Consider the following 24,179-nt stretch of genomic DNA (forward strand, 5'->3'; position numbering starts at 1 on the left):
GAACGGGGATGGGGGTGCCACGGCCGGAGATGGCGGAACAACTCGGCGAGTACCGGCGCAAGCGCGATCCCCGGCGCACCCGTGAACCGTGGCCCGAGCGGGTCGATCCCGGTACCGGCGACCTGTTCGTGATCCAGGAGCACCACGCGCGCAGGCTGCACTGGGACGTCAGGCTGGAGCGCGGTGGTGTGCTCGTGTCGTGGGCGGTCCCGAAGGGCCTGCCGATGTCGCCGGAGGTCACCCGGCTCGCGGTGCACACCGAGGATCACCCGATGGAGTACGCCGATTTCGAGGGCGAGATCCCGGCCGGCGAGTACGGCGGCGGGCGGATGACCATCTGGGACCGCGGGCGGTACGAGACGCTGCACTGGAACGACCACAAGGTGGAAGTCGTCTTCCATGGCGCGAAGGCACGCGGCAAGTACGTCTTCGTCAACCGGCACGATCCGGAGTCCGAACGGGACTGGGTGCTCAAACGACTGGACCCGGCCGAACCCGGCCGCGCGGAGACGCCGAGGTTCCTCGCGCCGATGGCCGCGAAGCCGGGCCGTCTCCCGACGGTGGCCGAGGACACCGACTGGGCCTACGAGTTCGCCTGGTCCGGACAGCGCACGATGCTGCGGGTGACCGGCGGCCGGGTCACCGCGTACGACGAGTCCGGCGCGGACGTCACCGCCCGCTATCCGGAGCTGCGCGGGCTCGGCGAGCAGCTGGGTTCCACCGAGGCGCTGCTGGACGGCGAGATCGTGGCGTTCGACGACGGCAGGCCGAGCGCGGAGGGCCTCCGGCACCGCAGCCAGGCCGATCCGGCCGCGGCGAAACGGCTCAAAGACCGTTACCCCGCCTTCTTCCTCGCCTACGATCTGTTGCATGTGGACGGTCGCTCCTGTCTCGACCTGCCCTACACCGAACGCCGGGAACTGCTCGGCGGCCTCGGCCTGACCGGCCCGTTCTGGCAGGTGCCCCAGCACTACCTCGGCGACGGCGGCGCCGTCGCGCGCGCCTGCCACGAGCACGGCCTCGCCGGGATCCTCGCCAAGCGCGCGGACAGCCCGTACCGGCCCGGCCGCAGCACCGGCGACTGGCTCACCATCGCCGACCCGCACGTGCAGCGAGTCGTGCTCGGTGGCTGGCGGCCCGGGGGCGGGCGCCGCAGCGGGACCTTCGGCTCGCTGCTGCTCGGTGTGCCCGAGGCCGACGCGCTGCGCTACGTCGGGAACGTCGGTGTCGGCTTCTCCGGCGCGGAGCTGGAGACGCTGTCCCGCAGGCTGAACCGCCTGTCCCGCAAGACTTCGCCGTTCCACGAGGTGCCGGCTCGGCAGGCCGAGAACGCGCACTGGGTGCGCCCGGTGCTCGTCGGCGAGGTGGTCTACCGCGAGTGGACCTCGGGCGGCTGCCTGGCCGCGCCCCGCTGGCGCGGCCTGCTCGAAGACGCCGCGCCCGAGGACGTCGAACCCGACTGAGCACCCGTCCGATACACCGCAGGTCAGTGGAGATCAAGCAGTGTCTCGAAACGGGCCGCGAGCACAGAGTCGAAATCACCGGTGATGTACATGCTGAGGAGTCCCGCTCCCTGTTCGCGGGCGATCCGGAGGCTGAGAGCCGGCATACCTACGACCGGATACTCGAACCATGTGTCCGTCGGCAGATCCGCGTCGGTCGGCGGGATCCCGGCGTCCAGTGCGTCGGCGTCGAAATCGTCCCAGTCGTAGTCCACCAGCCCGGCGAGGTACGCCATCACCTTGGCCAGGTTCTCCTCACGGATCCAACCGCCTGTCTCGCCCATGCGGAAATCATGGCCTGCCCGAGATTCGGCACGCCATCCCTTTTTCGCACGGCGCGGCGCGGATTCAGTACTGCTTGAGCTGTTCCAGGGCCTGCTCCGCCGATGCCGCGTGCTCGGCGAGGTCATGCCAGGGATCGGCCTTGCGGGCCAGGCGCCGTTTGATCCGCTCCGGCGTCCAGCCGTCCGGCTCGGCCTTGCCCAGTTCGTGCCAGCCGAGCGGGGTGGCGACCCCGGCGGCGGGCCGCGCGCGCAGCGAGTAGGGCGCGATGAACGTCTGCGCGTAGCCGTTGCGGTTGGTGTCGAGGAAGATCCGGCCGCCGCGCCGGTCCCGGCGCTGGGCCACCGTCAGCCGCTCGGGATCGACACGCACCAGCAGCTCCGCGGCCTTCGCCGCCACCCGCCGTACGACGGCGTGGCTCGCGGTCGGTTCGACCGGCGCCACGACGTGGAAACCCCGGCCGCCGGTGGCCTGCAGGTACGCGGTGAGCCCGACGGCGGTGTACACCTGCCGGATCAGCCTCGCGACGTCCCGCAGGTCGCGGACGTCGGTGTCCTCGGGCGGGTCGATGTCGATCACGACCAGGTCCGGCTTCTCCAGCGCGTCCACTGTGGACGTCCAGATGTGGTACTCCACCGCGGCCTGGTTGGCCAGGTACACCAGCGACGCGGCGTCGTCGCAGATCACGTGCCGCACGGTGGCCGAATCCCGTTGCGGGATCGGCTCGACCCGCAGCCAGTCCGGGAAGTACGAGCCGGCCTCCTTCTGGAACCAGGTCTCCCCGTGGATGCCGTGCGGATAGCGGCGCAGTGTCAGCGGCCGGCCGCGCAGGTGCGGGACCATCACCTCGGCGACGGTGCGGTAGTGCGCGACGACGTCGCCCTTGGTCAGGCCCTGCTCGGGGTAGAAGACCTTGTCCGGATTGGACGTCCGCACCTCGTCCGGGTTCACCGGCCCTCCCGCACCACGTCGGCCGCCGCCTTGTCGTCGCGGATCCCGGCGAACCGCGCGTGCCGGAGCTTGCCCTCCGGCGTCCATTCGGCGAATCCGGCCTGGATCACCAGTTCCGGACGCACCCAGTGACTGCCGCGTTCGCGTACCACACCGTCGAACGGCGAGGCCCGCTGCTCCAGCGGGGTCAGCCGGTCGAGCAGTGCGCGCAGCGTCTCCTCGTCGAAGCCGGTGCCGACCTTGCCCGCGTACCGCAGCGCCCCGTTGTCGTGATACCCCAGCAGCAACGCGCCGAACCCGGACCTCGTCCCCTGGGGATCGGTGAACCCGCCGACCACGAACTCCTGCTCGCGAACGCACTTGAACTTCAGCCAGTCCGCCGTCCGGCCGGGTGTGTAGGGCGCGTCGGCGCGTTTGGCGATGACACCCTCCCAGCCCTTGGCGCAGGCCTCGGCGTAGAACCGCTCGCCGTCGCCGTTGCGGTGCGCCGCGTACCGCAGCGGATCGCCGAAGTCGAACGCGTCGCGCAGCAGCCGCTTGCGCTGGCGCAACGGCAGGCCGTCCGCGTCGATGCCGCCGAAGTGCAGCAGATCGAACGCGTAGAAGTACACCTTGACGCCGCTGCGCCGGGCCCGCGCGGGATCGGCGAGGTGCATCCGCGGCTGCAACGCGGCGAAGCTCGTGCGGTGACCGTCGAACGCGACGATCTCACCGTCCACGACGAACCGCTCGCCTCCGCGCTCGGCCAGCGCGTCCGCGATCTCGGGGTAGGCCCCGTCCATCGGCTTGCGCGCGCGGGACCACAGCCGGACCTCGCCGCCGTCGCGCACGCAGAGCGCGCGCACGCCGTCGAGCTTGCGCTCGAAGACCCAGTCCGGGTCCGAGAAACGCCGCTCGGTGAGGGTGGCCAGCATGGGTTCCCGCCATCCCGGCCGGGCCAGGTCCGTCACAGCCAGCAGGGTACCCGGCGCCACCGCGCCCGCGCCGGATGAAGATCCACCGGGCCGGGCGCTGTCCGGTGCCCTCATCCGGACAGCGCCCGGCCCGGCGCGCTAGAAGTAGGTGATGTCCCAGTGGTTTCCCTCGTCGCAGTAGAGGTTGCCGGAGGCCGCCTTCCACTGCGGATAGCCGTCGCCGCGCTTGCCGATGTAGGTGAAGCTCCGTTTGACGTAGCCGTCGAGACAGCTGTTGTGCGACAGGTCCACCTTGTAGCCGTTGTAGTGACTGTAGGTGCCCGCGGCGTGGCCGACCTCGGTGCCGCCGGTGATGTTGACGCCGCAGCCGCTCGCGCGCTTGAGCGTGAGCACGCCGTCGACGGTGCCTGCGTTGATCTGCTCGTAGGAGGTGCACTTAGCGTTGGTCCGGGTGGTGCAGTTGCCGCTCGACGAGTGGGTGACACCCGCCGCGTTCAGTTTCGCCGCCGCCTGCGCCTGGGTCAGTTTCGTGGCCGCCGACGCCGTGCCGATCGTGGCGAACAGCATCGCCGCGGCCGCCACGGTCAGCCCGAAGGCCGCTCGGGGCAGCATGGGTGAGAGCCGCATGACGTGCCTTCCTCGGGGAATGGTCCGACAACGGCAGCCAAAACGGTCACGCCATAACTTCGCCAAACGCCCGCGGTCCCCGGTGCCCCGGCGGGCCCGTCAGGACGGGATTCTCGTCAGGACTTCACGAGCCCGCGCGGACGCGGGCGAGTCGCGGGCGACGGCGTTCAGCTCGCGCAGGGCCCGTAGCTCCCACAGCGGGAAACCCAGGAGCGCGAAGAGGTCCGCCGCGCGGTGCAGGACACGCTGGGCGTCGGCCGCGGCGCCGGTCTCGGCGTGGGACCGGCCGAGGCTGATCAGGGCGTACCCGGCGCCCCGCCGGTCGCCGACGTCGCGGAAGACGTCCATCGCGGCCCGCAGGTGCGCTCGCGTCCCGGCGTGGTCCCCGGCCCGTCTCCTGGCCTCGGCGAGGCTGCGGTGGGTGTAGGCGGCCGCGTGCCGGTGTCCGATGTGGTCGAACAACGTCAACGACCGCGTCAGGCATCGCTCCCCGGCACGCCACTGCCCCGCCTCGGTGTGCAGGTCCCCCATGCTCCGCAGGACGTGGGCCTCCCAGTGCCGCTGCCCGGTCCGGACCGCTCCGCCGAGCGCCTCGCCGAGCAGGTCCGCGGCCCGGTCCGGGTGCCCGCGACGGCGCAGGACGTCGGCGTAGCGCTTGGTCACCTGGTCCAGCGCGCGTTCGTCGCCGCTGTGCCGCGCGAGCAGCAGGCTCGCCTCGAAGCTCTCGACCGCGCGGCGCACGTCGCCGAGATCTTCCAGCAGCGAGCCGAGCTGGGCGGCCGTGACCGCCTGCCGCCGATGCGCCGCGCAGTCGCGGAACAGGTCGAGCGCCTCACGCAGCCCGTCGGCGGCCGCCTCCGCGCGGCCGGTGTCGACGTCGATGTCGGCGAGCGCGCTCAGCACCGCCCCGGTCTGTTCCCGGTCGCCGAGCGCGCGGAACCGGGACTCGGCCATGCCGTAGTAGGTGCGGGCCTGCCGCCAGCGCCCGCCCTGCGCGTACACGGAGCCGAGGGTGAACAGCCTCCCCGCCTCGGCACGGTGGTCTCCCCGGCGCCGGGCCGCCACGAGGCCGCGCACCGAGACCGCCCACGCGGAACGGCCGAGCCACGGCGTCTCCGCCCGCGCGGCGCACGCGTCGGCGAGCCGCCCGGTCAGCTCCGGCCAGCCGTGGCGGGACGCGAGGCGCACGGCGGCGGCGAGCTGCTCGGTGTCCGGGCCGGGCCCGGCGCCGCGCGTCCTGGCGAGGATCTCGTCCAGCGCACGCCGCAGCCGCACCGGGTCGAGCCGGGGCCGGGGATGCCCGGTCAGCAGGACCAGCCGGACGAAACCGGGCACGCGGTGCGCCGGGCCCTGGCTCAGCAGGTGCCCGTCGGCGAGGGTGTCGAGCAGGTCCCTGACCTCCGGCAGCGGGCGCCCCAGCAGCGCGGCCGCGCACCAGTCCTGGACCGGGCCGCCGAACGCGGCGAGCCGGGCCAGCGCGTCCCGTTCGGCGGCGGTCCGCTCGCCCAGCGCCGACTCCACGGCCGCCCGGACGCTGAGGTCACCCACGACGAGTTCGTCGAGCCCGCGGCGTTCGTCGGCGAGGCGGGCGGCCAGCTCGGCGACCCGCAGCCGCGGCCTGCCGACGAGCCGCGCCGCGGCGATCCGCACGGCGAGGGCGAGACCGGCGCACCGCCGCAGCACCTCCGCGACCGCGGCTGGTTCGGCCCGCCGCCGGTCCCGGCCCGCGATCGCCCCGAACAGCTCCTCGGCGTCCACTGTGGACATCTCGGGCACGGCGAACGCCCGTGCCCCGGCCAGCGCGGGCAGGGCCCGCCGGGAGGTGATCACGGTGGCGCACCCGGGCCCGGCGGGCAGCAGCGGGCGGATCCGGCGCTCGGCGGTGACGTCCTCCAGCAGCACGAGCAGCCGCCGGTCCGCGGTCATCCCCCGCCACGTGGCCACCAGCCCGGCGAAGTCGGCGGGCAGTTCGGCCGGGGCGGCGCCGAGCGCGCGGAGGAATCCGGTGAGCACCCGCACCGGATCACCGGTCACCCCGCGGAGGGTGGCCACGAGCTGGCCGTCGGGGAACCGCTCGCGCGCCCGCCAGGCCGCCCGCACCGCGAGCGCGCTCTTCCCCGATCCCGCCGGGCCGTGCACGACGACCGGCGCCCGCCCGCGCAACGCCCTCTCCAGCGCCGCCAGTTCCGCCGTCCGGCCCACGAAGTCCGGGAGGTCCGGGGGCAGCTGCGCGGGCACGCCGCCCGCGGTCCACTCGGTGCCCGCGATCCGGCGGTACACCGACCGCAGCTCGTCTCCGGGGTGCACCCCCGCCTCGTCCCACACCGCGCGCCGGGCCCGTCGCAGGACCTCCAGCGCCGCGTCCCGCCTGCCCAGCGCGCCGAGCGCGCAGGCCAGCCGCGCGGCGACCCGTTCGTCGGCGGGCCGCGCGGCCAGCACCGGCTCCAGCCGCGCCACGACCGCCGCCCCGTCCCCGTCGGCCAGCTCCAGCTCGACCAGCTGGAGCAGCACGGACCGGCGCCGGTCCTCCAGCCACAGTTTGTGCGCCTCGACCAGCGGCCCACCGGCGACGTCGGCCAGTGCCCCGCCCCGCCAGCAGGCCAGCGCCCGCTCGAACAACCGCCGCCGCTCCACCCGGTCCCCCGCGGTGGCCGCCGCGTCCGCCAGCACGCGGAACTCGTCGGCGTCGAGTTCGCCGTCGGCGAGGGTGAGCGCGTACCCGCGCGGGCCGGACCGCAGCCGCTGCCCGGCACCGTCGACCGGCTGCCCCGGCGAGACCGTCTTGCGCAGCTTGGACACCGTCACCTGCACGACCGCGGCCGCGCTCGACGGCGCGCCGGACGGCCACAGCTCGTCGACGAGGGTGTCGCGGGAGACGAACTCGTTCGGCCGGGCCAGCAGCACCGCCAGCAGCCTGCGGGGCTGGGGCGCGGACGGGAGCGGCACGGAAGCCGCCAACGGGCCGAGGATCTGGAACCGCACTGACGCCCCCACCTGCGTCCGGTCACGTGCGATCGCATCGCACAAACAGGGGCGAATCTAGCCGCCGGGCGGGTGCCGCGGTCCCGCTCGCGCGGACCTCACCCGGTTGGCCGCCTCCGTTCGGTGGGCCGGGCCCCTCAAGCGCCCCAATGTGGCGTTCGGTGCGTCCAACGCACCGAACGCCACATTCGCTGCGTGGAATCAGGGCCTGGACGCGGAGCGTCTCCGTTGAGGGTGGCGGTGGGGGCAAGGAGCGGAGCACCCAATGCCACATTCGGGCGTTCGGCCACGGGGATCTAGGCGTGGGCGAGCAGCTTCTCCAGCAGCTCCGGATTGTCCGCGAGGCCCTCCCCCAGCACCTGCTCACGGAGCGGCCTGAGCGGGCCGAAGGGCGGATTCGACCAGTCCAGCGGCCCGAGCGGCGGCTGCGGGTCGTACTCGACGCCGAACTGGACGTTCCTGGCCGCCTCGGTGCCCGCGAGCCGTTCGACGATGTGCAGCGCGAGGTCGATCCCCGCCGACACGCCCGCCGCCGTGATGACCGGGCCGTCCTCGACCCACCGCCGCGCCACCGGCTCGGCGCCGAACGCGCGCAGCACATCGCGGAACATCCAGTGCGTCGTCGCCGGCCTGCCCTCAAGCAGCCCCGCCGCCCCGAGCAGCAGCGAACCGGTGCACACCGAGGTCACCAGTTCGGCACCCGCCGCGGCGGAACGCAGGTAGGCCAGCAGCGGCTCGTGCGACAGCGCGCGCATCGTCGGCACGCCGCCACCCGGCACGAGCAGCGCGTACGGCGCGGGCACGTCGGCGAAGGTGTGACTCGGCGAGACCCCCAGGGGCGTGTCCGTGCCGAGCCCGTCGAGCGTCTCCCCCACGACCACCACCCGGTAGCGCTGGTCCGTGTTCGCCAGCGCCGAGAGCACCTGGAGCGGGCCGACCAGGTCGAGCACGGTGAACCCGGGGTACACCACGAAGGCGAAGGTCCTCTGTTCGTCGGTCATGCCGCCACCGTGGCAGCGGCCCGCGCCGCGTGCCGGGAGGATGTCCGGAATCCTGCGAACCATGTCTGACCGCCAGCTCCGGCTGTTACCGTGCGGAGTATGCCGGGTTCACCCAGACGTGTCGTGATCATCGGTTATCCGGACGCCGAACTCCTCGACATCGCCTGCCCCGCCGACGTGCTCCACGCCGCGAACCGGCTCGGCGCGCGGCCGGGGTACGAGATCTGTCTGGCCACTGTGGACGGTCGGGACGTCGAGGCCTCGTGCGGGCTCACACTGCGCGCCCAGTCCCGGCTCGACCAGGTCACCGGCGAGCTCGACACGCTGATCGTCTCCGGCGGTTTCGGGCACGAGGACGCGGCAGGGGACGCGCGGATCCTCGGGCACCTCCGGCGGCTGTCCCGGCACAGCCGCCGGATCGCCTCGGTCTGCACCGGATCCACCGTGCTCGCCGCGGCCGGGCTGCTCAACGGGCGCCGCGCCACCACCCACTGGGGCTACGCGAACCGGCTCGCCGAACGCTTCCCCCAGGTGACGGTCGACCCGGTGCCGCTGTATGTCCGCCATGGCAACGTCTACACCTCGGCCGGGGTCACCAGCGGGCTCGACCTCACCCTGTCGTTCGTCGAAGAGGACAACGGGCCGAGCCTGGCCCGCGAAACCGCCCGCGCGCTCGTCACCTACCTGCAACGGCCGGGAAACCAGGCCCAGGTCAGCATGTTCCTGTCCGGGCCGCCGCCCGAGCACCGCCAGGTCCGCGACCTGACCGCCTACATCGGCGAGCACCTCGCCGAGGATCTGGGCACCGTCGCGCTGGCCCAGCGCGCGGGCATCAGCGCCCGCCAGCTGGCCCGGCTCTTCGACGCGCATCTGGGCACCTCGCCGAGCCGGTACGTGCGCACGGTACGCACCGAGCAGGCGGCCCGGCTGCTCTCCTGCACCGAACTCCCGCTCACCGCGATCGCCCGCCGCTGCGGATTCGGTTCGACCGAGACGCTGCGCCAGGCGTTCCTCGACCACTTCGACACCCCGCCCTCGGCCTACCGCCGCGTCCACCTCCGCCAGTCGCCCGCCTGACCCCGCTGCCGCCTCCCGGGGCGCGCTGTGCAGGATGTGCCTCGTGGAGCGCCGAGACAATTCCGAGGACGACACGGGCCCGATTCGCCGGGTCTCGGACGATCCGTCCCCTTCGGCACCCCGGCGCGCGCCCGGAACGTCCCGTGCCGCCGGGAACCCGGCCCGCCGCACGCCGCCCGAGGGCGCGCGCCGTCGCGCGGACGCCACGGACACCGGCGAGACACCCCGTGCCCGCGCCGCCGCGCCGCGCCGGAAGCCGCCCGCCCGGCCCGCGCCGAAGGCCACCCCCAAGCCCGAGGCCAAGCCCACCACCAAGTCCACCGCCGAGCCCGCGGTCGGCCACGGGCACGGTCACAGCCACGGGCACGGTCACAGCCACGGGCACGGTCACAGCCACGGGCACGGCCCCGCCGCCCCGGCGTCCCGCCGCGTCCGCCTGCTGCTGATCTGGCTGCTGACCCCGCTCGCGCTGGCGACCGTCGTGGGCATGATCGTGCTCTACCCGTGGGGAAAGGCCGCGCCCAAGAGCGTCGTCCAGCAGGGGGCGCCGGTGAAGGCGTCGATCGCCGGGACCGTCTCCGGCCCGTGTCTCGCCCAGGGTCAGGTCCAGGTCGGCACCCAGCCCCCCGCCGACGGCAAGCCGTGCCTCACCGCCGAGCTGAAGATGACCGACGGTCCCGGCGCGGGCAGGACGCTGCGGCTGACCGTCCCGATCGAGCCCAGCACACCCCGGTTCGCCGCCGGCGACGACATCGTCCTCGCCTACAACGGCGGCGACGTCGCCGATCCGGCCTCGTTCCAGATCGTCGACTTCCAGCGCGGGACACCGCTGCTCGTGCTGGCCGCGCTGTTCGCCGTCGCGGTCCTCGTGCTCGGCCGCTGGCAGGGGCTGGCGGCGCTCGGCGCGCTGGTGCTGAGTTTCGTGGTGATCGCGGTGTTCATCCTGCCCGCGATCCTGGCCGGGGAGAACCCGTTGCTGGTGGCGATCGCGGGCGCGGGCGCGATCATGTTCATCGCGCTCTACCTGACCCACGGGCTGTCCGCGAGAACCTCGGCCGCGGTGCTCGGCACGCTCGTCAGCCTCGCGCTGATCGGTGTCCTTTCGGCGATCTTCTCCGCCGCCGCGTCGCTGACCGGGCTCGACGAGGACACCGCGAGCCTGATCGGCTCCCTCGGGCACGGCATCGACGCGCGCGGCCTGCTGCTCGCCGGCGTCGTCATCGGCGCGCTCGGCGTGCTCGACGACGTCACCGTCACCCAGACCAGCGCGGTCTGGGAGCTGCGGCGCGCCAACCCCGCGCTGAGCTGGCGCGAGCTGTACCGGTCCGGACTGCGGATCGGCCGCGACCACGTCGGTTCCGCGGTCAACACCCTGGTCATGGCCTACGCCGGGGCCGCGCTGCCGGTGCTGCTGACCGCGTCCCTCTCCGGTGTCGGGCTCGGCGCGCTGCTGGGGAGCGAGAACATCGCCGCGGAGATCATCCGGACCCTCGCCGGCAGCGTCGGGATCGTCGCGGCCGTGCCGGTCACGACGCTGCTGGCCGCGCTCATCGCGTCGCGGGAACCGGCCGGGCAGCTCGGTGTTCCCGCGCGGTCACCCCGGCGACGCGAGCCGGCCCCGAAGGACGAACGGCCGGTCAGTCCAGAGTCGCCACGAACCGGCTGACCGCCTCCATGGTGAACCGCTGCACGTACTTCCCGGAGGGCGCCGCGGAAGCCAGCCGGTAGAGCGGGCGGTCGGCGACCGCGTCGCCCCGGGCCTCCGACCTGAGCTCGGCGACCAGCAGCTCGGAGAAGACGAGCCCGTTCGCCTCGGTGTTGTTCAGCAGCGCGTTCGCGAGCCTGCGCAGCTGGAGCACGCCCAGCTCCCGCCCGCCCGCGCCGGAGAACACCGCCAGGTCCACCTTCGCGACCTTGCCGCGCTGTCCCGCGTTGACGAGCAGGCTCACCGTCCTGGTCCCGCGGACGTCGCCGATCACCAGGTCGAGCCGCTCCGCTCCGACCAGGTCCACGCGCCGGACGCCCCACGTGCGCACCAGCAGCGTGGTGCCTTCGAGCCAGACGCGGCGGCGCAGGTTGTACGCCATCAGGTACACCAGCGGCAGCGCGATCACCCCGGCGACGACGAGCCCGGTGATCCGGCCACCGATCAGGCCCGCGATCCCGCCGAACGCGGCGGCGACGAGCACCACCCCGACCAGACCGGAACAGCCGCGACGGCGTCGGGCCCGCGTCTCGTCGTGAAAGAGCGGCAGCCGTTCCGGCGCGGCAGGTTCCGCCGCCGGGTGCTCGTTCTCGTCGCTCATGCCACGCCCGTCGCGCTCAGGAACGGATTGGCCGCGCGCTCCCGGCCGATCGTCGTCGCCGGGCCGTGGCCGGGCAGCACCACGGTTTCGTCGGGCAGGGGCAACAGCAAGGTGCGCAACGATTTCTCCAGTTCGGCGCCGGTTCCGTCGGTCCGCCCGACCGATCCGGCGAACAGGGTGTCCCCGGTCAGCACGAGCCTGCCGCCCTCGGGGGTGGCGAGCCCGAGTACCACCGACCCGGCCGTGTGACCGGGCGCGTGGCCGACCGTGATGTCCAGCCCGGCGAAGGCGTGTGTGCCTTCCGTCAACGGCACGCTCTCACCGTCGTGGCCCTCCGCGTCGGCGGGATGCAGCCGCAGCGGGATCCCGTACGCGGCCGTCAGGTCCGCGGCGGAGCCGACGTGGTCGGCGTGGCCGTGCGTCGCGAGCATCGCGACCGGCGTCAGCCGGTGCTCGGCCAGCGCGTCGGCCACGCGCCCGGCCGCCTCCTGGCCCGGGTCGACGAGCACGCAGTCCCCGCCGGCGGCACCGGCGAGCAGGTAGCAGTTCGCCTGCAGCGGGCCGGTCCCGAACCCGACTACGAGCACGAAACGCCTCCTGTCCCCACCGGCGTCCGGGCGACGCCGCTCACGATCAGGAGAAGACTAGCCGCCCCTGTACACCGGCCTCACAGGCTGTGCCCATACACTGCCGCTACCCACTGCGGCGGCTTCGCGCCGTCGAGGCGGCGGGTGACCCATACGTGTGACACCGAGCGGAAACCTGGAGGGCCTCCGGTGGCGACCAACCAGCAGCGCCGCGAAGCTGCGAAGCGCAAACTCGAGCGACAGCTCGTACGCCGTGCGGAGCGGGCGAAGCGCCGGAAGATCGTGGGCGTCGGGGTGGTCGGCGGTGTCGTCCTCATCGTGGCGGGTGCCGTGGTGTGGATCGTGAACAGCAGCGGGAGCAGCAACGACGCGGCGAACCCGCCGTCGAGCTCCGCCGCGCCCACACCGCCCATCCAGATCCCGACCCAGCGCGCGGCGATGCCGAAGCGGCCGACGCCGCTGGCGAACCCGGTCAGCTGTGACTACAAGGCGGACGCCAAGGGCAAGACGCCGAAGAAAGCGACCGTGCCCGACGGCAAGAACGTCCCCTCGACCGGCACGGTCGACGTGACGCTGAAGAGCACCGCGGGCGACATCCCGGTCAAGCTGGACCGTGACCTCGCGCCGTGCACGGTCAACAGCTTCCTCAGCCTCGCCAAGCAGAACTTCTACACCGACACGATGTGCCACCGCCTCGGCACGAGTGGCCTGCAGATGCTGCAGTGCGGCGACCCCGGCGCGAAGGGCGACCCGCAGAACGACGGGCAGGGCGGCCCCGGGTACACGATCCCGGACGAGAACTTCCCGCAGCTGACCTACGGCCGCGGCGTGCTCGCGATGGCCAAGACCCGCGAGCCGAACTCGGGCGGCAGCCAGTTCTTCATGGTCTACGGCGACGCGCAGCTCCAACCGGACTACACGGTCTTCGGCAGCATCTCCGACGAAGGTCTCAAGGTGCTCGACAAGGTCGCCCGCGCCGGGATCACGCCGGAGTCGCAGGCCAGCAGCCCGGACGGCACCGGCCTTCCCGCGCTCCAGGTGAAGTTCACCGGCGTCAGCGTCGCGAACTGAGCGGAACACCGATCACCGGCCGACGGCCCCGGCGCGCACGCGCCGGGGCCGTCGTCGGTTCGACGCACCCACGCGGTGCGACGAACCGATGACAGTCCGGAACACAAGACTGGTTTTCGGCCCTGGACCGGGCAATAGTCGTCTGATGACGATGACGTCGGATCCGTTCGGAACGCTGAGCAAGGCACTCTGGATCGGCGGCGCGCAGTGGTCGGGCAAGTCGACGGTGGCCCGGTTGCTGGCGACACGCTACGGCCTCACCGCTTATCACTACGACTACCACGACGCCCGCGGTCACCTCGATCGCCGCGTCGCGTACCGGTTCCGGCTGCACCAGACGGCCGCCGACCCGGACCCGGAGGCCGTCTGGGTGAACACCACCCCCGAGCGCATGACCCACGAAACCCTCGCCGGTTTCCCGCAGCGGTTCGAATGGGCGCTCGACGACCTGCGGGCGCTCGATTCGGCGCGCCCCATCATCGCCGAAGGCTGGGGACTGCGGCCCGAACTCGTGGCCCCGCTGGTGGACTCCCCCGGCCGCATGGTGGTGCTGGTGCCGACCGAGCTGTTCCGCCAGCACCAGATCCGCCAGCTGCCGCGCGCGTCCGCACTCGCCACGCGGGTCAGCGATCCGGTGCTCGCGCAACGGAACCGCGTCGCGCGGGACCGGCTGGTCGCCGCCGACGCCGTCCGTTCGGCGCGCCGGCACGGCGTCCGGGTGATCGAGGTCGACGGCGCGCTGGACCCCGACGCCGTCACCGACGTCGTGGCCGGGCATTTCTCGCCCTACCTGGAAAACTGATCGCCTACCGGTACGTGAAGCGCGGGGGCCGCCGGTCCAGGAAGGCCGCGACCCCCTCCGCGTAGTCCTCGCCGTGCAGCGCGGCGAGCCGGATCTCCTCCACCTCGGCGTCGGATTCCTGTTGCCCCGCAACGATTTTCTCGATGATCCGGTTCATCCCGCGCACCGAGGCCTGCGAACGCGAGCACAGCGTCCCGGCGAACCGCAGCGTCGAAGCCTCCAGTCCGTCCGCCGGGAAGACCTCGTTCAGCAGCCCGATCTCCCGCGCGCGGGTGGCGTCGATCAGTTCCCCGGACAGCAGGAAGTACTTCGCGTGCGCCGGCCCGACGAGCGAAACCAGCTGACGGGTCGAGTCGAAGTGGTAGACGATCCCGAGCTTCGCCGGGGTGATCCCGAACCGGGAACCCTCGGCGGCGAACCGGAAGTCACAGGCCACCGAAACCTGGCAGCCACCGCCGATGCAGTTGCCCTGGATCATCGCGATCGACGGCTTTCGCAGGGCCGTCAGCGCGGCCACCGCGCCCTCGACCGCCTTGTCGTAGGTGGCCGCCCCTTCGGCCGTCGTCCGCAGCTCCCCGAACTCGCTGATGTCCGCGCCCGCCGAGAAGTGCTCCCCCGCGCCCGCGAGCACGAGCACCTTCAGCGCCGGGTCCGCCTCGACCTCGGCCACGACCTCCGGGATCGCCGACCACATGCCGTAGGTGATCGCGTTCATCTTCGCCGGCCGGGTGAACGTCAACCGCGCGACCTCGCCGTCGCGCGTGAACTCGAAACCGTCGGTCATGAAAGCACCCTAACCGGGTCGTCGCGGGGGATCACCGGCTGTGAGCAATGTCCCCCGGCGCCCCGGCTACGACGCCGAGGTCACGCGATAGACGTCGTACACGCCCTCCACACCGCGCACGACCTTGAGCACGTGCCCGAGATGCTTCGGGTCGCCCATCTCGAACGAGAACCGGCTCACCGCGACCCGGTCCCGGGAGGTGGTGACCGAGGCCGACAGGATGTTGACCTTCTCGTCGGCCAGCACCTTGGTGATGTCCGAGAGCAGCCGGTGCCGGTCCAGCGCCTCGACCTGGATCGCGACGAGGAACACCGAGGACGCCGACGGCGCCCATTCGACCTCGACCAGCCGCTCCGGCTGCGCCCGCAGGTCGTCGGCGTTGGTGCAGTCGGTCCGGTGCACGCTGACACCGCCGCCGCGCGTGACGAAGCCCAGGATCTCGTCGCCCGGCACCGGGGTGCAGCAGCGCGCGAGCTTCGTCCAGATGTCGCTGGCGCCCTTGACCACGACACCGACGTCGTTGGATCCGCGGCGCCGGGTGACCGTGGACGGCGTCGCGCGTTCGGCGAGTTCGTCCTCGGCCTCGTCGACACCGCCGATCAGCGCGACCAGGCGCTGCACGACGTGCTTGGCGCTGGTGTGGCCCTCACCCACGGCCGCGTACAGCGAGCTGATGTCCGGGTGGTGCAGCTCGGTGGCCACCGCGCCCATCGACTCGGCCGACACCAGCCGCTGGATCGGCAGCCCGACCTTGCGGACCTCCTTGGTGATGGATTCCTTGCCCGCCTCGATCGCCTCGTCGCGACGCTCCTTGGCGAACCACTGCCGGATCTTGGCCCGCGCCTTCGGCGAGCCCGCGAACTGGAGCCAGTCCCGGCTCGGGCCCGCGCTCTCCGCCTTCGAGGTGAAGATCTCGACGACCTCACCGTTCTCCAGCTTGCGTTCCAGCGCGACGAGCCTGCCGTTGACCCGCGCGCCGATGCAGCGGTGCCCGACCTCGGTGTGCACCGCGTAGGCGAAGTCGACCGGCGTCGAGTCGACCGGCAGCGTGATCACGTCGCCCTTCGGCGTGAACACGAAGATCTCGCGCGAGGCCAGCTCGTAGCGCAGCGATTCGAGGAAGTCGCCGGGGTCGGCGGCCTCCCGCTGCCAGTCGAGGAGCTGGCGCATCCACGCCATCTCGTCGACGTCCATCGCGTTGCCGTTGTGCGTGCCCTTGGTTTCCTTGTACCGCCAGTGCGCGGCGATGCCGTACTCGGCGGTGCGGTGCATCTCGTAGGTGCGGATCTGTACCTCGAGGGGTTTGCCGTCCGGGCCGATCACCGTGGTGTGCAGCGACTGGTAGACACCGAACCTCGGCTGCGCGATGTAGTCCTTGAACCGGCCGGGCACCGGCTGCCACAGCGCGTGCACCACGCCCATCGCGGCGTAGCAGTCGCGGACGTCCTCGACGAGGATGCGCACCCCGACCAGGTCGTGGATGTCGTCGAGATCGCGGCCGCGCACGATCATCTTCTGGTGGATCGAGTAGTAGTGCTTGGGGCGGCCCTCGACCTTCGCGGTGATCCGCGCGTCGACGAGGTTCTGGGTCAGCTCGGTGATCACCGAGCGCAGGTAGATGTCGCGCGAGGGCGCCCGGTCGGCGACCAGCCGGACGATCTCGTCGTACTTCTTCGGCTGCAGGATGGCGAAGGCGAGGTCCTCCAGCTCCCACTTCACCGTGGCCATGCCGAGCCGGTGGGCCAGCGGCGCCAGCACTTCCAGCGTCTCGCGGGCCTTGCGGGCCTGCTTCTCCGGCGGCAGGAACCGCATCGTGCGCATGTTGTGCAGCCGGTCGGCCAGCTTGATGACGAGCACCCGGGGGTCGCGGGCCATGGCGATGACCATCTTGCGGATGGTCTCGGCCTCGGCCGCGGTGCCGAGCTTGACCTTGTCCAGCTTGGTGACGCCGTCGACGAGTTCGCCGACCTTCTCGCCGAAGTCGGCCTTGAGCGCCTCCAGCGAGTACCCGGTGTCCTCGACGGTGTCGTGCAGCAGCGCGGCCACCAGCGTGGTGGTGTCCATGCCCAGCTCGGCCAGGATGGTCGCGACGGCGAGGGGGTGGGTGATGTACGGGTCGCCCGACTTGCGCCGCTGGTCCCGGTGCAGTTCCTCCGCGACGTCGTAGGCGTGCTGCAGCTGCGCCAGATCGGCGTTCGGGTGCAGCTCGCGGTGAATGACCGCGAGGGGTTCGAGCACCTGCTTGACCGGCGCGGCGCGCTGTGCGGTGATCCGGCGGGCCAGTCGCGCGCGCACGCGCCGGGTGGCCGACGGGGTGGGTGCCGCGCCGTTCTGCTTCGGCTGGCCCCCCTGCGCGCCCCGTGGCTCGGCGCCGTCCTTGGCGGCCGCGTTCTTCGAGGCCGTGCCCTTCGAAGACACGGCTTTCCCGGACGCGGCCTTGGCTGCCACCGCGGCGTCGAGCTCTTGGCTCACCCGCACCTCCTGCTGCTCGTGCGGCCTGGAAACACCAAGGGTAACCGCTTACGCTCCGGGATCCCCTCCGGCGCCCACCACGGGGCCCCAAGCGCCCGAATGTGGCGTTCGGTGCGTCCAACGCACCGAACGCCACATTGGGTGCGTCCAACGCACCCAATGCCACATTGGGGCGCACGACCGCGCGGTGCGGGACCCGGGTCAGCAGGTTTCGAGCGCGCGGACCTCGCGGCCGGGCACCAGGGCACGACCGCCCAGCCCGGCGAGCTCGACGACCACCGAGATCCCGGCGACGACCGCGCCCGCGTCCTCCAGCAGCTTGCAGGTCGCGGCCACCGTGCCGCCGGTCGCGAGCACGTCGTCCAGCACCGCGACGCGCTGGCCGGGACGCACGATCCCGGTCGGCAGCTCGACGCTCGCGGTACCGTACTCCAGCGCGTAGTCCACCCGGCCCGCGACGCTCGGCAGCTTGCCGGGCTTGCGGACCAGTGCCACGCCGAGGCCACGGGCGTACCCGACGGCCGCGGCGAGCAGGAATCCCCGCGCCTCGACGCCGGCCAGCAGGTCGACCCCGGGGTCGACCGTGCCGGCCAGCGCGTCGGTCACCGCCGCGAACGCCGCGGCGTCGGCGAACAGCGGGCTGAGATCGCGGAACAGGACGCCCGGCTCGGGAAAGTCCGGCACCTCGGCGATCCGGCCGAGTGCCTGTGCCAGCTCCATCCGTCGTGGCCCGCTCAGTGCTTCCGCTTGCCCGACGGCTTACCGGAGGGCCTGCCCTTGCGCTGGGCCTGCTTCGGATGCCGAGCCGGCACGCTCGCCGCGGCCGCGTACGCCTTCTCCTTGCGCAGCTCCGCCTCGAGCGCTTCCTCGTCGTTGGGGTCGAAGTCGCCCTCCGCCTGCGCGGCGGCCTTGCGTGCCTGGTTCTTGCGGCGCGCCTCGACCCGGGCGGCCTGCTGCCGGTACCTGGGCTCCCGCATCTTGAAGTCGACGAGCAGCGGGGTGGCCAGCGCGACCGAGGACAGCACACCGACGATGGTGCCGGTCAGCTGCACCAGCGCGAGGTCCTGGAGCGTGCCCGAGCCGAGCAGGACGTAGCCGACGATGAGCAGGCCGAGGATCGGCAGCATCGCGATGACCGCGGTGTTGATCGACCGCATCAGGGTCTGGTTCAGCGCCAGGTTGGCCGCCTCGGCGTAGGTGCGCCTGGTCAGCCCGAGCAGGCCGCGGGTGTTCTCCCGGACCTTGTCGAACACCACCACCGTGTCGTACAGCGAGAACCCGAGAATGGTCAGCAGGCCGATCACGGTCGCCGGGGTGACCTCGAAGCCGACCAGCGAGTACACACCCGCGGTGACCACGATGTCGTGCAGCAGCGAGATCAGCGCCGCGGTGGCCATCCGCAGGTCGAAGTAGACCGCCAGGAAGATCGTGACCGCGACGAGGAACACCCCGAGCGCGATCAGCGCCTGCTGCGAGATCTCGTCGCCCCACGACGCGCTCACCGCGCTGTCGCTGATCGCCTGCACGTCGGCCTTGCCGTTGCTGCCGATCGGGCCGAGTTCCTTGGCGATCGTCTCCTTGACCTTGGCCACCTGACCGGCGTCCAGCGTCTCGGAGCGGATCTGGATGGTCGTCGCGGCGCCCGTGCCGACCTTCTGCGTCTCCGCGGCCGCGGTCCCGAGCGCGTCGGCGAAGCTGCGCTTCACCTGGTCCTCGGTGATGGGTCCGTGCGTGCCGTGCGCGGGCAGCTGGATCTGCGTCCCGCCCTCGAACTCGATGCCGGCGTTGAAGCCGCGGAACACCATCGACCCGATGCTCACCAGCACCAGCGCGGCGAAGAAGATGTACCAGCGCTTGCGCACGCCGACGACGTCCAGCGCACCGGTACCGACGTGGAGCCGGTGGAAGAAGCTCTCCTTCTTGGCAGGCGCGGGCTTGGCCGCCTCGGCGTCCGTACCCAGCTCGTCAACCCCCACGTCAGGCCTCCTTCACGTGCGCGCGGCCGACACGGGTCGACTTGCGCTGCGAACCCAGCTGCTGCACGGCCCCGAGGCCGAGGTGCTTCGGGTTGGACAGGAACTTCGATTTCGAGGTCGACACCAGCGCGACCAGCGGATGCGTGACCAGGTAGACCACCACGAGGTCGAGCACCGTGGACATACCGAGGGTGAACGCGAAGCCCTGCACGTCGCCGACCGCGATGATGTACAGGATGGCCGCCGCCAGGAAGCTCACGGCGTCGGACGCCAAGATCGTGCGGCGCGCGCGGACCCAGCCTCTCGGCACCGCCGACCGGAACGTCCGGCCTTCCCGGATCTCATCCTTCAATCGTTCGAAGTAGATGACGAACGAGTCCGCCGTGATCCCGATGGCGATGATCAGGCCGGCGACGCCAGCGAGGTCGAGGGTGTAGCCGATCCAGCGACCGAGCAGCACAAGTACCGCGTAGACCAGTAACCCGGACAGGCCCAGCGAGAGGATCGTCAGGATGCCGAGCAGCCGGTAGTAGAACAGGCAGTAGACGAACACCACGAGCAGGCCGATGCCGCCCGCGATCAGGCCGGCCTCCAGCGAGGCGAGGCCGAGCGTCGCCGACACGGTCGTCGCGTCCGAGGAGGCGAACGACAGCGGCAGCGAGCCGTACTTGAGGATGTCGGCCAACTGCTTCGCCTCGGTCTGGCTGAACTTGCCGGTGATCTGGGTGTTGCCGCCGAGGATCGCGCCCTGGATGGTCGGCGCCGACACGACGTTGGTGTCGAGCACGAACGCGGCCTGCTGGTTGACGTTCTTCGAGGTGAAGTCGCCCCAGATCTTGCCGCCCTCGCTCTTGAAGGACAGGTCGACGACCCACTGGCCGCGCTGCTGGTCGTAGCCGGAGTTCGCGTTCGAGATCTCGGTGCCGGGCAGGAACTCCGGCTCCAGCAGGTACTTGTTCGTGTCCTTGTCACCGCAGGCGACCAGTGGAAGCTTCGGGTCGTCGTTGCCGACCAGCGGGTCCTTGCCGTTCGGAACACAGTGCAGCGACGCGAACGCCTTCTCCGCCGCGGCCTTCTGCGCGGCCTGCGCGGCCGGGTCGCTCGCCTTGTCCGGGGCCGGGACCAGCGCCGGGTTCTGCCGGATCGCCTTCGCCTGCTGGATCTCCTTCGCCGCGTCCTCCTCGGTCGCCGGACCGCCGGACGGCGGCGGGGCGGGCGCCGTGCTCTGCTGCTGCGCGGGCTCCGCGCCGGGCGCGCCGCCACCACCGGGCTTGCTGCTCGGCGCGCCGCTCGAAGCGGGCGGCGGAGTCGCGTTCGAGGAGGGCGCCCCCGTCGCGGGCGGCTGCCCCGGCTGCCCGGGCTGACCAGGCTGTCCGGGCTGGCCCGGCTGCGGCGCCACCGGCTGGGACGTGACGACCTTGCGGAAGCCCAGTTTCGCCGTCCGGCCCAGGTTCTTCGCCTCGTCGCCCTGCTCACCGGGGACCGTGATGACGACGTTGTTGCCGTCGAGGACCACCTCGGTGCCGCCGACACCGATCCCGTTGACCCGGTTCTCGATGATCTGGCGCGCCTGGTTGAGCGACTCCCGCGTCGGGGTGCCGCCGTCCGGCGTGCGCGCGGTGAGCGTGACCCGGGTACCGCCCTGCAGATCGATGCCGAGCTTCGGCGTGGGCTTGCCGCCCCCGGTGAAGAACACCAGGGCGTACAGCGCCACCACGATCAGGGCGAAGAAGGCGAGATAGCGTCCCGGGCGGAGATGCCCGGCCGATGCTGCCACTGTGCTTCGGTCTCCTCGGACTGGGTGTTCCCCATCGGTTTCGGTCAGGCGACGTACGGTCGGCCTGCTGCCGCCCGGCCACGGGCATGGCCACAACGGCACGCACGCAGCACCGAGACCTTACTCGGTGCTGCGTGAGCCTGGCGTTGACCCACACACCGACTTTCGTCGGGATGTGGGCCGCCCGGGGAAGCTACTTCTTCCCGTGCTCCAGCGGGGGCGCGACCTGCGCGGTCGACGCCGCCTCGACCGGCTCGTCCTTGGCCTCGGCCTTGGTGTCGGCCTCGGCCGGGGCCTCGACGATCTCGGTCTCCGCCGAGTCCGCGGTGCCGTCCTCGACGACGGGCTCGACCTTCTCGCGCACCGCCAGCCGCAGCCACGTGGTGACGACGCCGGGGGCGATCTCGATGTCGATCGTGGTGTCGCCGCTCGCGTCGGCCACGGTGCCGTACAGGCCCGAGGTGGTCATCACCCGGTCGCCGGGGCCCAGGCTGTCCTGGAGATCCTTCTGCGCCGCGGCCTGCTTCTTCTGCTTGCGCGTGCCCATGATGAGTGGCACCGCCACGACAAGCATCAGCAGCAACGGCAGCAGTAACTGGTTCATGACTCTCCATTCGGCGGACGCCGCTTGTTCGCCGATACGTCCGTTTTGGCGGGATGTGCTCTTCTTCGAGTGTGCCAGGTGCCGGCGAGAACGCCAGCACCCACTGCCTGTAGGTACCCGGTTCGACGTCTCGTCAGTCCTGGTCGAACAGGGACGGGCCGCCCTGTTCGGGCCGTCCGGGATCAGCGGGCGGCACCAGGCCGAGGTGCTCCCACGCCGCCGGGGTAGCGACCCGGCCGCGGGGCGTCCGGGCGAGCATACCGGCGCGTACGAGATAGGGCTCACACACCTCTTCGACCGTTGTCGCCTCTTCACCGACCGCGACCGCGAGGGTCGAAATACCGACCGGTCCGCCACCGAACGACCGCGTCAGCGCGGACAGCACGGCCCGGTCCAGCCGGTCGAGCCCCAGCTCGTCGACGTCGTAGACGGCCAGCGCCGCGCGTGCCACCGCACGGGTGGCCTCGCCGTCGGCCCGTACCTCGGCGTAGTCGCGGACACGGCGGAGCAGCCGGTTCGCGATCCGGGGCGTGCCACGGGAACGCCGGGCGATCTCGGCGCAGGCGTCCCGGTCGATGGGAATGTCCAGGATCGTCGCGGCCCGGCGCACCACCAGTTCCAGCTCGGTGTCGGAGTAGAACTCCATCTGCCCGGTGAACCCGAAGCGGTCGCGCAGCGGCCCGGTCAGCGAGCCGGACCGGGTGGTGGCGCCGACCAGCGTGAACGGCGCGATCTCCAGCGGGATGCTGGTGGCGCCCGGTCCCTTGCCGACGACGACGTCGACCCGGAAGTCCTCCATCGCCAGGTAGAGCATCTCCTCGGCGGGCCGCGCGATGCGGTGGATCTCGTCGATGAACAGCACGTCGCCGGGCGCGAGGTTGGACAGCATCGCGGCGAGGTCGCCCGCGCGTTCCAGCGCCGGGCCGGAGGTGATCCGGATGGCGGCGCCGAGCTCGGCCGCGACGATCATCGCCATGCTCGTCTTGCCGAGGCCGGGCGGGCCGGACAGCAGCACGTGGTCCGGCGGGACGCCCCGCCGTCGCGCGCTCTCCAGCACCAGTTCCAGCTGTTCACGGACCCGTGGCTGGCCGACGAACTCCTCCAGCTTGCGCGGGCGCAGCGTGGTTTCGAGGTCCCGCTCCCCCGTCTGTGGCAGCGCGGACAGCGTCTCGTCGTCCGGCTCGTACTCGGTCACCGCGTCGTACTCCACGGGCCGCTACCGCTTACGCCCGAGCAGGCCCAGCGCCGAGCGCAGCACCGTCGAGGTCGTGTGCCCGTCGCCGGCGGCGAGCACCCTGTCCACCGCCTGCTCGGCCTGCTTCGCCGGGAAACCGAGGCCCGCCAACGCTTCCACGACCTCCACGCGCAGCGCGCCGGGTGCCGTCACGGCGGGCACCTCGTCGCTCCCGCCGAGGGCGGTGACCTTGTCCCGCAGTTCCAGGCTGAGCCGCTCGGCGCCCTTGCGGCCGATCCCGGGCACCTGCGTGAGCACGGTGATGTTGCCCTCGACCAGCGCGGCGCGCAGCTTGTCCGGTTCGAGTACCGCGAGGGTGGCCAGCGCGAGCCGAGGCCCGATCCCGGACACCGTCTGCAGCAGCCAGAACAGCTCGCGCGCGTCGGCGTCGGCGAACCCGAACAGGGTCAGCGAGTCCTCGCGGACGACGAGCGCGGTGTGCAGCCGGGTCTCCTCGCCACGCCGCAGCGTCGCGAGGGTGGACGGGGTCGCCTGCACGGCGAAGCCGACACCGCCGACCTCGACCACGACGTGGTCCAGACCGACGGAAAGCACTTCGCCGCGTACCGACGAGATCATCGCGCCACTCCTGTGTTCTTCTTCGGGCCGGTGTTCTTGGCCGCCGCGGCGAGCCGTGCCTTGTGCACGCGGGCGATCTCCGCCGCGCGTGCCTCGGCCTCGGCGAGCCGCTGCCGCATCGGCTCCCGCCACAGATGGCAGATCGCCAGCGCGAGCGCGTCCGCGGCGTCCGCGGGGTGCGGTTTGACCTCGAGGTTGAGCAGGCGCATCACCATACCGGTGACCTGCGCCTTGTCCGCGCGGCCCGACCCGGTGACCGCGGCCTTGACCTCGCTCGGCGTGTGGAACACGACCGGCAGGTTCCGGCGCGCCGCCGCGAGCGCGACCACCCCGCCCGCCTGCGCGGTGCCCATCGCGGTGCGCACGTTGTGCTGGGCGAACACGCGCTCGACCGCGACCGCGGCAGGCCGGTACTTGTCCAGCCAGCTCTCCACCTCGTCGGAGATCCCGAGCAGCCGCCGGGACAGTTCGGCATCGGCGGGTGTGCGCACGACACCGACGGCGACGCAGCGGACCGCGCGGCCCTTGCCGCCGTCGACCACACCGAGACCGCATCTGGTCAGACCGGGGTCGACCCCGAGCACGCGCACGCGTCTCCTCCTCGACGAACATCAGTTCGAGGTGAAGGCTACCCGCCACCGTGGCCTCGGC

22 protein-coding genes are annotated in these 24,179 nt (G+C 72.2%); 5 read left to right on the forward strand and 17 right to left on the reverse strand.

Features of this window, described 5'->3' with window-relative positions; all coding sequences use genetic code 11:
* Positions 1 to 8 precede the first annotated feature (8 nt).
* Positions 9 to 1,463, forward strand: a complete 1,455-nt coding sequence (locus ABD987_RS32095; protein WP_345402612.1) for a DNA polymerase ligase N-terminal domain-containing protein — start codon at positions 9 to 11, stop codon at positions 1,461 to 1,463.
* A gap of 23 nt (positions 1,464 to 1,486) precedes the next feature.
* Here the strand turns inward: ABD987_RS32095 and ABD987_RS32100 are convergent, their stop codons facing one another.
* The 6 genes from ABD987_RS32100 to ABD987_RS32125 form a co-directional block, all read right to left on the reverse strand.
* On the reverse strand, positions 1,487 to 1,786 hold the full coding sequence (locus ABD987_RS32100) for a hypothetical protein (protein WP_345402615.1): 300 nt from the start codon (positions 1,784 to 1,786) through the stop codon (positions 1,487 to 1,489).
* Positions 1,787 to 1,850: 64 nt separating this feature from the next.
* The gene (gene ligD / locus ABD987_RS32105) at positions 1,851 to 2,735 is read right to left on the reverse strand and encodes a non-homologous end-joining DNA ligase (RefSeq protein ID WP_345402618.1); all 885 of its coding nucleotides are present in this window, start codon (positions 2,733 to 2,735) and stop codon (positions 1,851 to 1,853) included.
* Entirely contained in the window at positions 2,732 to 3,676 is a 945-nt protein-coding gene (ligD, locus tag ABD987_RS32110) for a non-homologous end-joining DNA ligase (protein ID WP_345403271.1), read from the reverse strand. Before ligD (ABD987_RS32110) ends, ligD (ABD987_RS32105) begins: the two co-directional genes overlap by 4 nt.
* A 111-nt stretch (positions 3,677 to 3,787) precedes the next feature.
* Positions 3,788 to 4,276, reverse strand: coding sequence for a hypothetical protein (locus ABD987_RS32115; RefSeq protein WP_345402621.1), 489 nt, complete (start codon positions 4,274 to 4,276; stop codon positions 3,788 to 3,790).
* Between the two features lie 99 nt (positions 4,277 to 4,375).
* Positions 4,376 to 7,258 (reverse strand): AfsR/SARP family transcriptional regulator, encoded by a 2,883-nt coding sequence (locus tag ABD987_RS32120; RefSeq protein WP_345402624.1) that lies wholly within the window; start codon positions 7,256 to 7,258, stop codon positions 4,376 to 4,378.
* A gap of 296 nt (positions 7,259 to 7,554) precedes the next feature.
* On the reverse strand, positions 7,555 to 8,259 hold the full coding sequence (locus ABD987_RS32125; RefSeq protein ID WP_345402626.1) for a DJ-1/PfpI family protein: 705 nt from the start codon (positions 8,257 to 8,259) through the stop codon (positions 7,555 to 7,557).
* Positions 8,260 to 8,358: 99 nt separating this feature from the next.
* Here ABD987_RS32125 and ABD987_RS32130 point away from each other — a divergent pair, with 99 nt between their 5' ends.
* A complete protein-coding gene (locus tag ABD987_RS32130; protein WP_345402629.1) occupies positions 8,359 to 9,336 on the forward strand; it encodes a GlxA family transcriptional regulator in 978 nt (325 codons plus the stop codon).
* Positions 9,337 to 9,379: 43 nt separating this feature from the next.
* On the forward strand, positions 9,380 to 11,002 hold the full coding sequence (locus ABD987_RS32135) for a YibE/F family protein (RefSeq protein ID WP_345402632.1): 1,623 nt from the start codon (positions 9,380 to 9,382) through the stop codon (positions 11,000 to 11,002).
* On the opposite strand, the gene ABD987_RS32140 is transcribed toward ABD987_RS32135, so the two are convergent.
* Together ABD987_RS32140 and ABD987_RS32145 are read right to left on the reverse strand one after the other, a co-directional pair.
* On the reverse strand, positions 10,974 to 11,642 hold the full coding sequence (locus tag ABD987_RS32140; RefSeq protein ID WP_345402635.1) for a hypothetical protein: 669 nt from the start codon (positions 11,640 to 11,642) through the stop codon (positions 10,974 to 10,976). The two genes, ABD987_RS32135 and ABD987_RS32140, sit on opposite strands and share 29 nt — an antisense overlap.
* Positions 11,639 to 12,229 (reverse strand): MBL fold metallo-hydrolase, encoded by a 591-nt coding sequence (locus tag ABD987_RS32145; protein ID WP_345402638.1) that lies wholly within the window; start codon positions 12,227 to 12,229, stop codon positions 11,639 to 11,641. The genes ABD987_RS32140 and ABD987_RS32145 overlap by 4 nt, the downstream gene beginning before the upstream one ends.
* Positions 12,230 to 12,418: 189 nt before the next feature.
* On the opposite strand from ABD987_RS32145, the gene ABD987_RS32150 reads away from it, so the two are divergent.
* Positions 12,419 to 13,300, forward strand: a complete 882-nt coding sequence (locus tag ABD987_RS32150; RefSeq protein WP_345402641.1) for a peptidylprolyl isomerase — start codon at positions 12,419 to 12,421, stop codon at positions 13,298 to 13,300.
* 145 nt (positions 13,301 to 13,445) lie between these two features.
* Positions 13,446 to 14,102 (forward strand): hypothetical protein, encoded by a 657-nt coding sequence (locus ABD987_RS32155; protein WP_345402644.1) that lies wholly within the window; start codon positions 13,446 to 13,448, stop codon positions 14,100 to 14,102.
* Between the two features lie 4 nt (positions 14,103 to 14,106).
* Here the strand turns inward: ABD987_RS32155 and ABD987_RS32160 are convergent, their stop codons facing one another.
* The 9 genes from ABD987_RS32160 to ruvC form a co-directional block, all read right to left on the reverse strand.
* The gene (locus tag ABD987_RS32160) at positions 14,107 to 14,886 is read right to left on the reverse strand and encodes an enoyl-CoA hydratase-related protein (RefSeq protein WP_345402647.1); all 780 of its coding nucleotides are present in this window, start codon (positions 14,884 to 14,886) and stop codon (positions 14,107 to 14,109) included.
* Positions 14,887 to 14,952: 66 nt separating this feature from the next.
* A complete protein-coding gene (locus ABD987_RS32165; RefSeq protein ID WP_345402650.1) occupies positions 14,953 to 17,358 on the reverse strand; it encodes a RelA/SpoT family protein in 2,406 nt (801 codons plus the stop codon).
* A 201-nt stretch (positions 17,359 to 17,559) separates the two neighbouring features.
* A complete protein-coding gene (locus tag ABD987_RS32170; protein WP_345402653.1) occupies positions 17,560 to 18,078 on the reverse strand; it encodes an adenine phosphoribosyltransferase in 519 nt (172 codons plus the stop codon).
* Between the two features lie 14 nt (positions 18,079 to 18,092).
* On the reverse strand, positions 18,093 to 19,334 hold the full coding sequence (gene secF, locus ABD987_RS32175; protein WP_345402656.1) for a protein translocase subunit SecF: 1,242 nt from the start codon (positions 19,332 to 19,334) through the stop codon (positions 18,093 to 18,095).
* Position 19,335: 1 nt separating this feature from the next.
* The gene (secD, locus tag ABD987_RS32180; protein ID WP_345402659.1) at positions 19,336 to 21,111 is read right to left on the reverse strand and encodes a protein translocase subunit SecD; all 1,776 of its coding nucleotides are present in this window, start codon (positions 21,109 to 21,111) and stop codon (positions 19,336 to 19,338) included.
* Between the two features lie 193 nt (positions 21,112 to 21,304).
* Positions 21,305 to 21,715, reverse strand: coding sequence for a preprotein translocase subunit YajC (gene yajC / locus ABD987_RS32185; RefSeq protein WP_345402662.1), 411 nt, complete (start codon positions 21,713 to 21,715; stop codon positions 21,305 to 21,307).
* 133 nt (positions 21,716 to 21,848) lie between these two features.
* Complete coding sequence (gene ruvB / locus ABD987_RS32190) at positions 21,849 to 22,925, reverse strand: Holliday junction branch migration DNA helicase RuvB (RefSeq protein WP_345402665.1); 1,077 nt, start codon at positions 22,923 to 22,925, stop codon at positions 21,849 to 21,851.
* Between the two features lie 6 nt (positions 22,926 to 22,931).
* Positions 22,932 to 23,528 carry a Holliday junction branch migration protein RuvA gene (gene ruvA, locus ABD987_RS32195; protein ID WP_345402668.1) on the reverse strand — a complete coding sequence of 199 codons (597 nt, stop codon included), beginning with the start codon at positions 23,526 to 23,528 and terminating at the stop codon, positions 22,932 to 22,934.
* Positions 23,525 to 24,118 carry a crossover junction endodeoxyribonuclease RuvC gene (gene ruvC, locus ABD987_RS32200; protein ID WP_345402671.1) on the reverse strand — a complete coding sequence of 198 codons (594 nt, stop codon included), beginning with the start codon at positions 24,116 to 24,118 and terminating at the stop codon, positions 23,525 to 23,527. The genes ruvA and ruvC overlap by 4 nt, the downstream gene beginning before the upstream one ends.
* Positions 24,119 to 24,179: the final 61 nt, after the last annotated feature.

Source organism: Amycolatopsis samaneae, assembly GCF_039541975.1.
Taxonomy (GTDB): Bacteria; Actinomycetota; Actinomycetes; order Mycobacteriales; family Pseudonocardiaceae; genus Amycolatopsis; species Amycolatopsis samaneae.